We start from the raw sequence: 14,753 nt of genomic DNA, 5'->3' as shown, positions 1-14,753 counted from the left end.
GCGTTGCCCTAAAAAATTTCAAGCTTAAAATTTTTCGATCAGCACTTAACAATCAACCACCGGGCACAAGCTCTTCCGTCTCGCCTGTTGCGATGCCATGCGCTTATCACCGGCGAAAAATGGTCCGCCACGCCGGTCCAGTTCGCTGCGTGTGAGATTGCATAATGCCTCGACATCTCCCGCTGAAGCCCTACTGAAAGCATCGTCGAAGCTATCGGCCAAGTCCCGATCCACCTCACGAAGTAGGCGGGGAATCCATTTGCCCCTGCCCGACCATCTTCCTCGTCCCAGCAGCATAAGGTCAGCCAAAGGCTGGTAGAGTTGCGCGGCAATCGCTTGTATCTCCGGAGCCGCCGGCTCACCATGAAGGTCATCGAGAAGATCGGTGATCTGATATTTCAGAGCATTCAGCTTCTCACCTTCCAGCTCCGGTGGGCTGGCGTGGAGAATGCTGGCAGCTTAGTCTCTCCAGATCTGCCCCTGGTCAGGATTTGGCCCGAGGATCTGACCTGTGGCAACCATATGAATGATAACGGGATAGCCGCGCTCAATATCGCTCTCAAAGAACCAGCTGAGCGTCTCCGGGTCGTGAACAAACACTTCGAATGGAAAGTCGCCCTCGACAAAGGTTTCGCGCCAAGCGGTTTCGAGCCGATCGAAGACCACGACCATATCGATGTCGGAGCCCTTTCTTCCCTCGCCTCGTATGATTGACCCTGAGGCAAAGGCAAAGGAATAGCCCGGGAAACGGCTTGCGAGAACCGGGCGTGTCGCCTGCATCGCCGTTTCGAATATGCTCATTTCGCTCTCCAAACATCAATTCTATTGCAGGTCCGATATGCCCGCCAGGGTCCGAGCAGCCAGGCATCGGCTCCGTAAGCTCAACGGCACTTCGCCGCCGCCATAATTGGCCGACAGCTGGCTGCAATGCTACGAGGCCAAGGGCAACTCGAAGCTTCGCTTCAATGTTTCCATCGGAACATCGGTCTTGACGTTCAATACGCTCGGGATGCGGGTCAAGTGGTCGGCCTGAAACCGCCAATAGCTGTGAAGATCAGTCGTGACGATGCGCAATATGGCATCACACTCGCCGGTAGTCAGATAACATTCCATCACTTCGGGAAACCGCCTGACAGCCTCCGCAAATTGCAAGGTGACTTGCGCATCCTGCGTCTTGAACCAGACGCGGGCGAACACGGTGAGGCCCGCCCCCACCTTTGCCGGATCCAGCACGGCAACATAGCGATCGATGATGCCGGCATCCTCCAGCAATCGCACGCGGCGAAGACAGGGTGACGGCGACAGCCCCACTTCCTTCGCGAGATCGACATTGGAAATGCGTCCATCCCGTTGCAATACCTTGAGAATACGCCGGTCTATCTCGTCCAGAGTCGATGACACTATATAGCTCCCATGAACGATCCAGTGGCATAATATGCCAAATTCTCTCGTATTCTTGAACTCTTTGCGAGCTCATTGCGCGGGGATTGGCCTATCGTTTCAGCCGTCAACATGGAGACGGAAACCGATGTCGAAAAAGCTCAAGAAAGTCGTCCTGGCCTATTCGGGAGGACTGGACACATCCATCATCCTGAAATGGCTGCAGCAAACCTACGGCTGCGAAGTCGTGACCTTTACCGCCGACCTTGGCCAGGGCGAAGAGCTTGAGCCCGCCCGCCGAAAGGCCGAGCAATTGGGCGTGACAGATATCAGGATCGAAGATGTCCGCGAAGAATTCGTTCGGGATTTCGTCTTCCCGATGTTCCGGGCAAACACGCTCTATGAGGGGCAATATCTCCTCGGCTCCTCCATCGCCCGCCCGCTGATCGCCAAGCATCTCATCAATATCGCACGCGAGGTGGGTGCCGATGCCATAGCCCACGGCTCCACAGGCAAGGGCAATGACCAGGTGCGTTTCGAACTTGCGGCCAATGCGCTCGATCCATCGATCAAGATCATCGCTCCATGGCGCGAGTGGGCCATCCAATCGCGCGCCCAGCTGATCGAATACGCCGAAGCGCACCAAATTCCCGTGCCGAAGGACAAGCGTGGCGAGGCTCCCTTTTCGACCGACGCAAATCTCCTGCATACGTCCACCGAGGGAAAGATCCTAGAAGACCCGGCCGAAATCGCGCCATCACATATCTACCAGCGCACCGTCGATCCTCTGGAGGCGCCAGACGAGCCGGAAATCGTCGTCATCGGTTTTGAAAAGGGCGATGCAGTTTCCCTGAATGGCGAAGCAATGGCACCAGCGGCATTCCTGACGAAGCTCAATGAATTGGGCGGCAGGCATGGGATCGGCAGGATCGATCTCGTCGAGAACCGTTTCGTCGGGATGAAATCGCGCGGCGTTTACGAAACTCCAGGCGGCACGATCCTGCTCGCCGCCCATCGCGGGATCGAATCCATCACGCTCGACCGCGCCGCTGCACATTTGAAGGACGAGATCATGCCTCGCTATGCTGCGCTGATCTACAACGGATTTTGGTATTCGCCCGAGCGGGAAATGCTGCAGGCATTGATAGACCGGAGCCAAATCCATGTCAGCGGCGAAGTGACACTCAGGCTCTATAAGGGCTCAGCCTGTGTGATCGCTCGCACCTCGTCCGCATCGCTCTACTCGACCGACCTCGTCACCTTCGAGGAGAGTTCCGGAGCATACGACCACCACGACGCCGACGGCTTCATCAAACTCAATGGCTTGCGCCTGAAAAGCTGGGCAATGCGAAACGCCAGGATGGCCGCCTCTGCTATTGACCTCAACTGCGCTTGAGGTTGCAGAGTGGCTGGCATAACGAGGCCGATCCGCAATGAAGATATTGAAAGACGAGGATTTATGCCCCGGCGCAGTCATGCGTGGGGCGATCGATGCCTTGGAAGCAGCTTTCCAAGCCAAGGCGGCGGGCAAGATGGTGTCTCCACCCCGGCATCACGTCCGCTTTCCCGATCGTGGAGATATCGTGTTTACGGTCGGCGGCATCGATGGCGAGCGGCCGCTTGCCGGCTTTCGTGCCTACGAGACCTTTGCCGGCGGGCAGCATTCACAAGTCGTCGCTGTTTGGCGTGCCGACACGGCTGAACTGCAGGGCATTATATTGGGGGAACGGCTCGGCCAGATCAGGACAGGGGCAATCGGAGGCGTAGCCATCCGCCACCTCAGCACTCCCGCCGCCCGCACGGTCGGCATCATTGGCAGTGGCGCGCAGGCGCGAACACAGCTCATTGCCGCTGCCGCCGTTCGCAACATAGGCTCTGTCCGGGTCTTCAGCCGAAACCCGAGAAACTGTGCCGCCTTCGCTGAAGAGATGCAATTGGAACTCGGCATTGCCGTTGAACCGGTTACAAGTGCCGCGAAAGCCGTTGCCGATGCCGATATCGTGTTATGCGCAACAAGCAGCGACACGCCGGTGATCGATGCTTCGGATTTAAAAGCCGGCGTCCACATCAATACGATCGGCCCCAAAACGCTCAAGGGGCACGAACTCGGCCTGGACGTCGCAGATATGGCCAACGTCATCGCCACGGATTCCCTTGAGCAAACGCGCGCCTATGCGTCTCCTTTTTTCCTTTCCGGAACCATGCATGAGGAGCGAATGCTCGATCTTGCTGCCATAGTCGCCGGTCATGCGGCCGGCAGAACGTCGCTTCTTGACACGACGCTCTTCTGCTCGGTCGGCCTGGCGGGCACGGAGGTCACCGTAGCATCGGCCATACTCGACGCGGTCTGACATTGGGGCGGAAATCACGCGGCCGAGCCGCGAAACCCCTCAAACGTCCCAGCCGACGATCGTCAGCCTCGGCCAGACTGCAATCCAGCGATTGACTTTCTGCTCGTAGATCGCCTGTGTGATCTGCTTCTTGTTGGGGCGCACGACGCCATTCAGCAGATCGGAAAGACCGAACGGAGCACAATAATCCAGACGATCATGGCCATTGGAACGCAATCCCACCGCGGTTGCCGTAGTTGGAAAAGTGGTGATGGCGTCTAGGGTCGATTTGTAAGGCGGGATCGGGTATCCGAACTTGGCTTCATACCAGCAGTGAACCCGGGCTTCGTTCTTCACATCGATCCAGACCGGCAAATCAGGAAAGATCCCGCGGACCCGAGCGACATGATCGGCCTCCGCTTGTTCAGACAGATCGTCGGCATCGAAATAAACAATGTCGAGGTCATTGATCCCGTGAGACAGAGGCAACCCGAAGGCATGATTCCAAACGGTCTGGGCAACGGCTCCCGCCACCAGCCAGCAATCTGGCAATGCAATCTCATCCCAGCGCCGGAGAAGCGACATGAGCAAAGTGCTCTTGAAGACGATATCCTCCAATTCCGCCTGTTCGCTCGTCGTCATTGCCTTCACTCGCCTGGAAACGACCCTGCGGCCATAGTTCACGGCCCTGCCTTCTGCATTCAAGCATGATTCTCAGCGGTAAGTGTAAGACTTTGCCAGCGCATAGGCGCTGCCCCTGATCGGCGGTTGCGTACAAGTCGTAGCAGCCGATCCATTTCTCCATGCGAATTCAAAAGGGCGTCAGACACTTGTGGTCCGTGCAGATTGATTTTGAAAGATCAACCGGGCACTACCTACGATTGCGGCGTGACCTCGCTCAGCAGCCAATCCTGAAACAGTGTCGCCGTCTCGTTCGTCTGCTTCTTTTCCGGCATGACGACGTAATAACTGTTTTCGGTCGGCATCGGCAGATTAAACAGCGGCAGAAGCGTGCCGGCCTTGAGTTCATCCTCGATGAGATAGGTCGGCAGAAGCGCCACGCCGAGCCCGGCGATGGCTGCTGCGATGATCATGGAAAACTGGTCGAAGCGCGCGCCGGGATAGGCATTCTCCGTCGGCAGCTCCTGCAGATCGAACCATTGCGCCCAGAGCTTCGGGCGCGTCGTCAAATGCAGCAGCGGGGCTCCCGATAGTTCCCCCGGCGAGACGAGGCGCAATCGCCCGGCAAGTTCTCGACTGGCAACAGGCAGCACGGTTTCGTTACAAAGAAAAGTCGCGACGGCTCCCGCCCATGCCGGCAGACCGTAGTGAATGGCGAGATCGAAATTATCCTCCTCAAAATTGAAGGGCTTGGACCGGGATTCCACCGTGATGGCGACATCGCGATGTTCGTCGAGAAACCGGCCGAGGCGCGGCACCAGCCAACGCGTACCGAAAGTCGGCAAGGTCGCGACCTTCAGCGATAATTTCATCTGGCCGGCGGCAACGGCGCCGATCATGAGCCGCTCCGAACGCAAGAGCAGATCCTTCACCTCGGGCAATAACCGAAGCCCGGCCTCGGAGAGTACGACGCGCTGACGAACACGTTCGAACAATTTCAGGCCCGTCTGCTGCTCGAGATCGCTGATTTGACGGCTGACGGCGCTTTGCGTCAGATTGAGTTCTTCGGCCGCACGCGAGAAATTCTGGTGGCGCGCGGCGCATTCGAATGCCTGCAGGTTAACGATGTCAGGGATGAGGCGGCGGCGCATGGTCATTCCATTTTCGCATCAAGTTAGAATTTTCTCTCACAAGACCAGCCGTCGAACAAGAGATATTCTGCCAGATAGGAATGACATAGTCTTTCAGGAAGAGATCGCACATGAAGCCTGACCACATCTCGACCAGCGATATTCGCAGCGCTTTTTCCGCCGCCATGTCGGCGATGTATCGCGAAGAAGTCCCCGCCTATGGCACGCTCATGGAGCTGGTCGCCCGCGTCAACGATGAAACGCTGGCCGCACAGCCCACGCTGAAGGAACGGCTGGAAGCGACCGATTATCTCGATCGTATCTCCGAGGAACGGCATGGCGCCATCCGGCTCGGCACGGCAGCGGAACTTGCGATGATGGCGCGCGTCTTCGCCGTCATGGGCATGTATCCCGTCGGCTATTACGACCTCTCGACCGCTGGCGTGCCTGTACATTCGACTGCATTCCGCCCGATCGGCGATGCGGAGCTGAAGCGCAATCCCTTCCGCGTCTTCACCTCGTTGCTGCGGCTCGATCTCATCGCCGATGAAGATCTTCGCAAGGCGGCCGCAGAGATTCTGGCCAAACGCCAGATTTTCACCGATGGCGCCGTCGCACTCACCGAAAAGGCTGAACGCGAAGGCGGCTTGAATAAGGAAGACGCCCAGCGCTTCGTCCGCGAGGTTTTGGAAACCTTCCGCTGGCATGACGAGGCCAATGTCGATGCCGGCATGTACCATCGCCTCCATGATGCCCATCGCCTGATTGCCGATGTCGTGTCCTTCAAGGGGCCACATATCAACCATCTGACGCCGCGCACCCTGGATATCGATCGCGTCCAGGCGCTGATGCCGGAGTACGACATCGCCCCCAAAGCTGTCGTCGAGGGGCCGCCCACGCGCAACTGCCCGATCCTGCTGCGCCAGACCTCGTTCAAGGCGCTCGAGGAGCCAGTCTCCTTCCGCAATGCCGATGGCATCTGGGAAGCCGGCTCGCACACCGCCCGCTTCGGCGAGATCGAGCAACGCGGCATTGCGCTGACGCCGAAGGGCCGCGCGCTTTATGACCGGCTGCTCGATCAGTCGCGCAAGATCGTACGCCCGGCTGCAGATGGATCGAACGCGCACGACTATGAGGCCGCTCTGGCTCAAAGCTTCGCCGACTTCCCGGATGACTGGGCGGCAATCCGCGCCGAAGGGCTCGGCTATTTTACCTATTCGCTGACGGCCAAGGGCAAGAGTGCCGCAACGAGCCATGGGGATATCGACGCGCTGATCGACCAGGGCTTCGTCCAGTTCGACCCGATCGTCTACGAGGATTTCCTCCCCGTCAGCGCTGCCGGCATCTTCCAGTCCAATCTCGGCGATGGCGCGCAGCAGGACTTCGTCGCCAGCCCCAACCAGCAGCGCTTCGAGGTCGATCTCGGCATGAAGGTGCTGAACGAATTCGACCATTACGCCGGCATCGAACAGGCATCTATCGACGCCTGCCTGCGAGCCCTTTCCAAACAAGACGCCGCCGAGTGAGGTGATGCGGCAATAAAAGCCGCGCGCCATCCGGATCAAGACAAGTGGAGTTTCAAACGATGAACATTGCAGCCAAGACCCCTTCCGTTGCAGCCGAAGCTGCCGCCATTCTCGAAAAGCTCGGCGTCGACAAGGCGCTCTACACGCAAGGCGACATGCCCTCCTATTCCCCGGTCACCGGCGAGAAGATCGGCAGCCTCAAGACCGTTTCGGCGGATGAAGCGGCAAAGAAAATCGAGAAGGCGCATGCAGCGTTCCGCGCCTGGCGCCTCGTGCCGGCCCCGAAGCGCGGCGAACTGGTGCGCCTGCTCGGTGAAGAGCTGCGCGCCGCCAAGGACGATCTCGGCCGCCTGGTTTCGATCGAAGCCGGCAAGATCCGCTCGGAAGGCCTCGGCGAAGTGCAGGAAATGATCGACATCTGCGATTTCGCCGTCGGCCTTTCCCGCCAGTTGTACGGGTTGACGATCGCGACCGAACGTCCGGGCCATCGCATGATGGAAACCTGGCATCCGCTTGGCGTCGTCGGCATCATCTCCGCCTTCAACTTTCCGGTTGCGGTCTGGTCATGGAACGCGGCGCTGGCGCTGATCTGCGGCGACGCCGTCGTCTGGAAGCCGTCGGAAAAGACGCCTCTGACCGCTCTTGCCTCGCAAGCGATCCTTGACCGCGCACTTGCCCGCTTCGGCGACGCGCCGGAAGGCTTGTCGCAGGTGTTGATCGGCGATCGTGCGATCGGCGAAATCCTGGTCGACCATCCGAAGGTACCGCTGGTTTCGGCAACCGGCTCGACCCGCATGGGCCGTGAAGTCGGGCCGCGGCTCGCCAAGCGCTTTGCCCGCGCCATTCTCGAACTCGGCGGCAACAATGCCGGCATCGTCTGCCCCTCGGCCGATCTCGATATGGCATTGCGCGCTATCGCCTTCGGCGCCATGGGCACGGCCGGCCAGCGCTGCACGACGCTGCGCCGCCTCTTCGTTCACAAAAGCGTCTATGATCAGCTCGTGCCGCGGCTGAAGAAGGCTTATCAGAGCGTCTCAGTCGGCGATCCCCTGCAGTCTTCCGCTCTCGTCGGCCCGCTAATCGACAAGGCCGCATTCGACAACATGCAGAAGGCCATTGTCGAAGCGAAGGCCCATGGCGGCTCTGTCACCGGCGGCGAGCGTGTCGATGTCGGCCATGCCGACGGCTATTACGCAAAGCCGGCGCTAGTGGAAATGTCGAAGCAGGCTGGCCCGGTCATGGAAGAAACCTTCGCGCCCATCCTCTATGTCATGCCCTATGACGATTTCGACGCCGTTATCGACGAACACAATGCCGTCGCCGCCGGCCTTTCATCCTCGATCTTCACGCGTGACATGCAGGAATCCGAACGCTTCCTGGCAGCCGACGGCTCCGATTGCGGCATCGCCAACGTCAATATCGGCACCTCTGGTGCTGAAATCGGCGGCGCATTTGGCGGCGAGAAGGAAACGGGTGGCGGCCGCGAATCCGGCTCCGACGCCTGGAAGGCCTATATGCGCCGTGCCACCAACACCGTGAACTACTCCAAGGCCTTGCCGCTGGCGCAAGGTGTCTCCTTCGACATCGAGTAAGCTCCATGACGATCGCCACGAAAATCGAGGAGGCGGGCTTCAAGGCCGCTTCGCGGATCGCCTCCATCGGCGTTTCCACCATTCTTCAGATCGGCGCGCGCGCCAGTGCGATGAAGCGTGACGGCTTGCCTGTCATCATTCTCGGCGCCGGCGAACCGGATTTCGACACACCCGACAACGTGAAGGAAGCCGCTAAGGCCGCCATTGATCGTGGCGAAACGAAATATACCGCGCTCGACGGCACGCCGGAGCTGAAGAAGGCGATCGCCGGAAAGTTCCAGCGCGAGAACGGTATCGACTACGCGCTCGACGAAATCACCGTGGCGACGGGTGCCAAGCAGATCCTGTTCAACGCCTTCATGGCGTCGATCAATCCGGGCGACGAGGTCATCATCCCGACGCCCTATTGGACCTCCTATTCCGATATCGTCGAGATCTGCGGCGGCGTGCCTGTTCTGATCTCCTGCGACGCTGCCGCCGGCTTCCGCCTGAAGGCTGATCAGCTCGAACAGGCGATCACGTCCAAGACGCGCTGGCTGCTCCTCAACTCGCCATCGAATCCATCAGGTGCTGCCTATTCCAAGGCCGATTATCTGCCGCTGATCGAGGTGCTGCTGCGCCATCCGCATGTCTGGCTGATGGTCGACGACATGTATGAGCATATCGTCTATGAGGGCTTTGAGTTCACCACGCCTGTCGCCCTCGAGCCGAGCCTCAAGAGCCGGACGCTGACGGTCAACGGCGTTTCCAAGGCCTATGCCATGACCGGCTGGCGCATCGGCTATGCTGGCGGTCCCAAGGCTCTCATCAAGGCGATGGCGGTCATCCAAAGCCAGGCGACCTCCTGCCCCTCTTCCGTCAGCCAGGCAGCGGCCGTTGCCGCACTGAATGTGCCCGCAGGATTTTCTTGAGGGTCGCAAGGCAAGTTTCCAGCGTCGGCGCGATCTGGTGGTCGGAAGGCTCAACGCCATTGAGGGCCTGGATTGCCTTATGCCGGAAGGCGCCTTCTACACATTCTCCGGCTGCGCAGGCGTGCTTGGAACGACAACGCCATCGGGAAAGATGATCAAGACGGATGCGGATTTCTGCGCCTATCTGCTCGATGAGGCCCGTGTCGCTGTCGTACCCGGCTCGGCCTTCGGATTGTCGCCCTATTTCCGCATTTCCTACGCGACGTCGGAAGCCGATCTCGTCGAAGCCCTTGATCGTATCGAGCGCGCCTGCTCGGTGCTCCGGCGCTAGAACAGCGGTGGCAGACGCGCAAGACGGCTGCCCATCCGGAATTGCGTGAAAACAAAGAGATAGAGCATTTCCATAATTCCGTTTAAAAGCGGGAATGCTTCAATCATCGCGTAAAACGCCGGAAGTCTTCGCATCATGATACCACGCCTCGTTTCGGCGAAAGACAGTTTGCAACATCAGACCGGCGCCTTCGCCCGTCGACTATCAGCACTCGGCTTTCAAGGAGATGTTGAGACGGATGACGGCGCGCGGACGGTCGTCTCGACCGACAATTCCATCTATCAGGTCAAGCCGACGGCAATTCTCTATCCGCGCGGCGTCGAAGATCTGAAACTCATCGCCAAAGCCATATCCGAGTCCGCATTTTCCGATCTTGTCATCGCTCCGCGCGGCGGTGGCACCGGGACCAATGGGCAATCGCTAACCTCGGGCATCATCGTCGACTGCTCCAGGCATATGAACCGCATCCTGGAGATCGATCCGGTCCGAAAGATCGCCCGTGTCGAAGCCGGTGTCGTCAAGGATCAGCTCAACAAGGCGCTGAAACCATACGGTCTGTTCTTCGCGCCCGAGCTTTCCACCTCCAACCGCGCGACGATCGGCGGCATGATTTCCACCGATGCCTGCGGCCAGGGCTCGCGTCTCTACGGGAAGACAAGCAACCATGTTCTCGGGCTGCATGTGGTGCTCTCAGACGCTAGCGACTGGTGGTCGCGCCCGCTCGCCGAGACCGAGCTGAACGAGATCAAGGCTCGTGATGATCGCATCGGCGAAATTCACCGGGTAGTGGATGCGATTGCCAGGGACAAAAGCGAGCTGATCGCGGCGACCTTTCCGAAGCTCAATCGCTACATGACCGGCTACGATCTCGCCCATATCCGGCGAGAGGACGGCCGCTTCGATCTGAATGCGGTACTGTGCGGCTCGGAAGGCACACTTGCTTTGATTGCCGAGGCCGAACTCAACGTGCTGCCGATCCCGGCGCAATCGGCCCTCATCAACATCCGCTATGGCGATTTCAACACTGCGCTCGAAGATGCCAGACGGCTGGTCGCATTGAAGGTCGCCTCGGTCGAAACGGTCGACGAAAAAGTGCTGGGTCTCGCCAAGGGTGACATCGTCTGGAGCGGCATCGCCCACTTCTTTCCGGAGGACGCATCCGGCTCGGCCAACGGCATCAATATCGTCGAGGTGCTGGCCGACGATCGCGATGAGCTGGAGCGCCAGCTCGCAGATGTCACCACCGCGCTTGATGACCGCTCTTCAGCACGCCACAAGGGTTATACAATCGCACGCGAAAAGGCCGAGATCGAAGCAATCTGGTCGATGCGCAAGCGCGCCGTCGGCCTGCTCGGCAATGTCGAAGGACCGGTGCGCCCGGTGCCCTTTGTCGAGGATACCGCCGTTCCGCCCGAGCATCTGGCTGCCTATATAAGGGAATTCCGCGCCCTTCTTGATGCCGAAGGGCTGGATTACGGCATGTTCGGCCATGTCGATGCCGGCGTGCTGCATGTTCGCCCGGCGCTCGATCTTACCCGCGCCGACCACCAGCCACTCGTCCGGAGGATCAGCGACGGCGTCGTTGCCCTCACCCGCAAATATGGCGGCGTGCTCTGGGGCGAACATGGCAAGGGCGTGCGCTCGGAATATGTCCCTGAATATTTTGGCGAGCTCTATCCCAGTCTGCAGGAAATCAAGCGCGCATTCGACCCCGGCGATCGCCTCAATCCCGGCAAGATCGCATCCGGCTCATCCCGCCCGTTGCTGAAGATCGACGAAGTGTCACTGCGTGGCGACTTCGATCGTATCATCGGCAACGACATCCGTGCCGCCTTCGACAATGCAGCCTATTGCAACGGGAACGGCGCCTGTTTCGATTTCGACGCGACAAGCCCGATGTGCCCCTCCTTCAAGGCAACGGGTGATCGGCGCTATTCGCCGAAGGGCCGCGCGGCGCTGATGCGCGAATGGCTGCGCCTGCTTGCGGAGCGGAAGATCGATCCTCGGCGCGAGGCCGAAGCTCAACGCCGTACCAATCCTTTCGGCAATTTCTTGCGGCGAGCGGTAAACTCGCTCAATCCGGCCAATCGAGACGACTTTTCCCATGAGGTGCGGGCGGCAATGCATACCTGCCTCGCCTGCAAGGCCTGCGCCGGCCAATGTCCCGTCAAGGTTAGCGTCCCGGCCTTCCGATCGAAATTTCTGGAACTCTATTACAGCCGATACCTTAGGCCCTTCAAGGACCCAATCGTTGCTGCCATCGAGACGACTCTGCCGCTAATGGCGCGTTTCAAACTAGGCTACAATCTGCTCACCGGATCGACCGCCGGCCAGAGCTTGATGCGGCTTGCCGGTCTCACCGCGCTTCCCGCCATGCCTGCGATATCACTGGAAAGGGAAGCCGCTCGGCTCGGCGTGCGGATCGCCACGCCGGAACGTCTGGAGAAACTCTCCTTAGCGGAGCGCCCCCAAGCGGTCGTCATTGTTGCCGATGTCTTCTCAACCTATTTCGATCCAGCCGTCGTCATCGCAGCACTCAAGCTCGCCCTGAAGATGGGCTTCAAACCGTTGCTCGCTATGTCGCAGAACAACGGCAAGGCCCTGCATGTGCATGGCTATCTCGGCCGCTTCGAGAAGGCGGCGGCGAAATCGCGTGACTATCTCGATCGTATCTCGCAAATGGGCATCCCGCTTGTCGGCATCGATCCGTCGATGACGCTGACCTATCGCAGCGAATATGTCGCCCTGCCCTCCGCCAAGCTGCGCGCGCCGGTGCTGCTGCTTCAGGAATGGCTCGCCGCCAATCTCGACCGAATACCAGCATCAGAGGCTGTGCCGCACGAACGCTTCACGCTGCTTGCCCACTGCACGGAGAGAACGAATGCGCCGGCCGCTCTCAAGCAATGGTCCGTGCTTTTCGGGAAATTGGGTATCAAGCTCGACATGGCCGATGTAGGCTGCTGCGGCATGGCCGGCACCTTCGGCCATGAGGTCCGCAATCGCGCCCTCTCGGAAAAACTCTATGCAATGAGCTGGCAGGACAAGATCGCCGAAAGCGGCATTCAAGCCGTTGTCATGGCGACCGGCTTTTCCTGTCGTTCGCAGGTTGCAAAGATCGATCACCAGATCATCCCGCACCCGATCGAAATCCTCGAACGGCTGATTGATTAGCCTTCAGAAAGTTTACTCAACAGCCGAAATACATGTGGCGCCCGAAGGCGCCACATACAAAACATCAAATAAAGTAGCCGCTTAGACGGCTTCTCTCATCCTGATTTTTTCCAGGCTGTAGACCTGCCCGAAGCGATTGGCGAGGAAATCGCCGAGATCGATCTCTTCCTGGCAGACGAAGCCTTTCGCAGGCAGTTTGCCTTGAGCCAGCAGATCGAGCACGGTGGTAATGCCGGCTGCGGTGGTGATCTGGATGGCGCTCATCTTCTTGCCCGCGACGATGCCCGCATAGACCTTGTTGGCATAGGTTTCCTGCATGTAACGGCCCTCGCGCCAACCGCAGACTGTGACGAAAACGACGACCACATCCTGCATGGTGGCCGGCAGCGCGTTCTCGAACAGATCCTTCAGCACATCGCGCCGGTTCTTGAGGTTGAGGTCGTTCAGCAGCGCCTTGATGATGGCCTGATGGCCGGGATAGCGGATGGTGCGGTAGTTCATCGTGCGCACGCGACCTGCCAAAGTCTTGGCGAGCGTGCCGAGACCGCCTGACGTGTTGAAGGCTTCATAGGTGACACCGTCGAGCGAGAATTCCTCGCGCTCTTCCATGGCCGGCACGGTCACGAGCTTACCTTCGACGATCGCTTCGCAGGGCTCGATATATTCGTTGATGAGGCCGTCCGTGCTCCAGGTCAAATTGTAGTTCAGAGCGTTGGACGGATACTGAGGCAGCGCGCCGACGCGCATGCGCACGCTGTCGAGACTGTCGAAATGCTTGGTAAGATCATTGGCGACGATCGAGATGAAGCCCGGCGCCAGGCCACATTGCGGGATGAAGGCGGTGTTTGCACCCTGAGCCAGTTCCTCAACCTTCTTGGTCGTGGCCACATCTTCGGTGAGGTCTAGATAATGGACGCCAGCTTCAAGCGCCGCCTCCGCGACGAAGCCGGTGAGATGGAACGGTGCGGCCGACAAGACGGCGAACTTGCCCTTCAGAACGCCAACGAGCCCGGCGCGGTCGGCGATATCGACGGCGGCGGTGGAAATCGCAGGATGGTGGTCGATCTTGTCCAGCTGTTCCTGGCTGCGGTCGGCGACGACGACCGTGTAATCGCCCGTTTCGGCCAGCATCAGAGCGATCGCCCCACCGATCTTGCCTGCGCCGATGACCACTATGTCTTTCATATGACTCCCCTGCATTTCATTGATAAGATTTTTATAAGTGTAGGTAGGAGTTGAACGATTCATAGCGACAAAAAATGCATTTCGTTGTACAAAACTATACAAACTGACGAATAGAATTTGCAAAACGCAGGAGCCGCCATGCAGGTGACCGATAAGGACCGCGAACTGATCGCCTTGCTCGGCCAGAATGCCCGGATGCCGGTCGCGACTCTCGCCAAAAAGCTGTCGCTGTCGCGCACCACCGTTCAGGCGAGGCTCGAACGGCTGGAGCGGGAGGGTGTGATTGCGGGCTATGGTGTGCGGCTGTCGGAGACCTATCTGTCCGGCCTTATTCGGGCGCATGTGCTGATCACGATCGCGCCGAAAGCGTTGTCAGCCGTGACGGCATCGCTGAATGCTATCCCCGAGGTAACAACGCTTCATTCGGTCAGCGGCACATTCGATCTGATCGCGATCATCGCAGCACCCTCGATCTCCGAGCTGGATCAGCTGATCGACGGCATCGGTACGATCGACGGAGTCGAACGCACCCTGTCATCAATCATTCTTTCGACCCGGATCTCGCGTTGAAGCCGG

At 59.3% G+C, this 14,753-nt stretch carries 12 protein-coding genes and 1 pseudogene; 7 read left to right on the top strand and 6 right to left on the bottom strand.

Features of this window, described 5'->3' with window-relative positions; all coding sequences use genetic code 11:
* Window positions 1-459 precede the first annotated feature (459 nt).
* Complete coding sequence (locus AC13QE_RS04340; protein WP_488482724.1) at window positions 460-801, bottom strand: nucleotidyltransferase domain-containing protein; 342 nt, start codon at window positions 799-801, stop codon at window positions 460-462.
* Window positions 802-930: 129 nt separating this feature from the next.
* Window positions 931-1,401 (bottom strand): Lrp/AsnC family transcriptional regulator, encoded by a 471-nt coding sequence (locus tag AC13QE_RS04335; protein WP_488482723.1) that lies wholly within the window; start codon window positions 1,399-1,401, stop codon window positions 931-933.
* Between the two features lie 127 nt (window positions 1,402-1,528).
* Here AC13QE_RS04335 and AC13QE_RS04330 point away from each other — a divergent pair, with 127 nt between their 5' ends.
* Both AC13QE_RS04330 and AC13QE_RS04325 read left to right on the top strand, forming a co-directional pair.
* Window positions 1,529-2,776, top strand: coding sequence for an argininosuccinate synthase (locus AC13QE_RS04330; RefSeq protein WP_488482722.1), 1,248 nt, complete (start codon window positions 1,529-1,531; stop codon window positions 2,774-2,776).
* A gap of 37 nt (window positions 2,777-2,813) precedes the next feature.
* On the top strand, window positions 2,814-3,731 hold the full coding sequence (locus tag AC13QE_RS04325; RefSeq protein ID WP_488482721.1) for an ornithine cyclodeaminase family protein: 918 nt from the start codon (window positions 2,814-2,816) through the stop codon (window positions 3,729-3,731).
* 39 nt (window positions 3,732-3,770) lie between these two features.
* Here the strand turns inward: AC13QE_RS04325 and AC13QE_RS04320 are convergent, their stop codons facing one another.
* Together AC13QE_RS04320 and AC13QE_RS04315 are read right to left on the bottom strand one after the other, a co-directional pair.
* Entirely contained in the window at window positions 3,771-4,352 is a 582-nt protein-coding gene (locus AC13QE_RS04320; RefSeq protein WP_488482720.1) for a nucleotidyltransferase family protein, read from the bottom strand.
* Between the two features lie 233 nt (window positions 4,353-4,585).
* Window positions 4,586-5,488 (bottom strand): LysR family transcriptional regulator, encoded by a 903-nt coding sequence (locus tag AC13QE_RS04315; RefSeq protein WP_488482719.1) that lies wholly within the window; start codon window positions 5,486-5,488, stop codon window positions 4,586-4,588.
* Between the two features lie 104 nt (window positions 5,489-5,592).
* On the opposite strand from AC13QE_RS04315, the gene hglS reads away from it, so the two are divergent.
* The 3 genes and pseudogenes from hglS (at window position 5,593) to AC13QE_RS04300 (ending at window position 9,821) form a co-directional block, all read left to right on the top strand.
* Window positions 5,593-6,987, top strand: coding sequence for a 2-oxoadipate dioxygenase/decarboxylase HglS (hglS, locus tag AC13QE_RS04310; RefSeq protein ID WP_488482718.1), 1,395 nt, complete (start codon window positions 5,593-5,595; stop codon window positions 6,985-6,987).
* A gap of 59 nt (window positions 6,988-7,046) precedes the next feature.
* The gene (gene amaB, locus AC13QE_RS04305) at window positions 7,047-8,579 is read left to right on the top strand and encodes an L-piperidine-6-carboxylate dehydrogenase (RefSeq protein WP_488482717.1); all 1,533 of its coding nucleotides are present in this window, start codon (window positions 7,047-7,049) and stop codon (window positions 8,577-8,579) included.
* Between the two features lie 5 nt (window positions 8,580-8,584).
* Window positions 8,585-9,821 (top strand): annotated as a pseudogene (locus tag AC13QE_RS04300) (pyridoxal phosphate-dependent aminotransferase).
* Here AC13QE_RS04300 and AC13QE_RS04295 read toward each other — a convergent pair.
* Window positions 9,818-9,958, bottom strand: a complete 141-nt coding sequence (locus tag AC13QE_RS04295) for a hypothetical protein (RefSeq protein WP_165915246.1) — start codon at window positions 9,956-9,958, stop codon at window positions 9,818-9,820. The pseudogene AC13QE_RS04300 and the gene AC13QE_RS04295 sit on opposite strands and share 4 nt — an antisense overlap.
* Between AC13QE_RS04295 and ydiJ the strand changes: the two genes are divergently transcribed.
* The gene (gene ydiJ, locus AC13QE_RS04290) at window positions 9,957-12,992 is read left to right on the top strand and encodes a D-2-hydroxyglutarate dehydrogenase YdiJ (RefSeq protein ID WP_488482716.1); all 3,036 of its coding nucleotides are present in this window, start codon (window positions 9,957-9,959) and stop codon (window positions 12,990-12,992) included. The two genes, AC13QE_RS04295 and ydiJ, sit on opposite strands and share 2 nt — an antisense overlap.
* Before the next feature lie 81 nt (window positions 12,993-13,073).
* On the opposite strand, the gene AC13QE_RS04285 is transcribed toward ydiJ, so the two are convergent.
* On the bottom strand, window positions 13,074-14,177 hold the full coding sequence (locus tag AC13QE_RS04285) for a saccharopine dehydrogenase family protein (protein ID WP_132718220.1): 1,104 nt from the start codon (window positions 14,175-14,177) through the stop codon (window positions 13,074-13,076).
* Between the two features lie 138 nt (window positions 14,178-14,315).
* On the opposite strand from AC13QE_RS04285, the gene AC13QE_RS04280 reads away from it, so the two are divergent.
* Entirely contained in the window at window positions 14,316-14,747 is a 432-nt protein-coding gene (locus AC13QE_RS04280) for an Lrp/AsnC family transcriptional regulator (RefSeq protein ID WP_041678395.1), read from the top strand.
* Window positions 14,748-14,753: the final 6 nt, after the last annotated feature.

The organism is Martinezella sp. CNPSo 3957, assembly GCF_057784395.1.
This window is presented reverse-complemented; position numbering and strand designations above follow the sequence as displayed.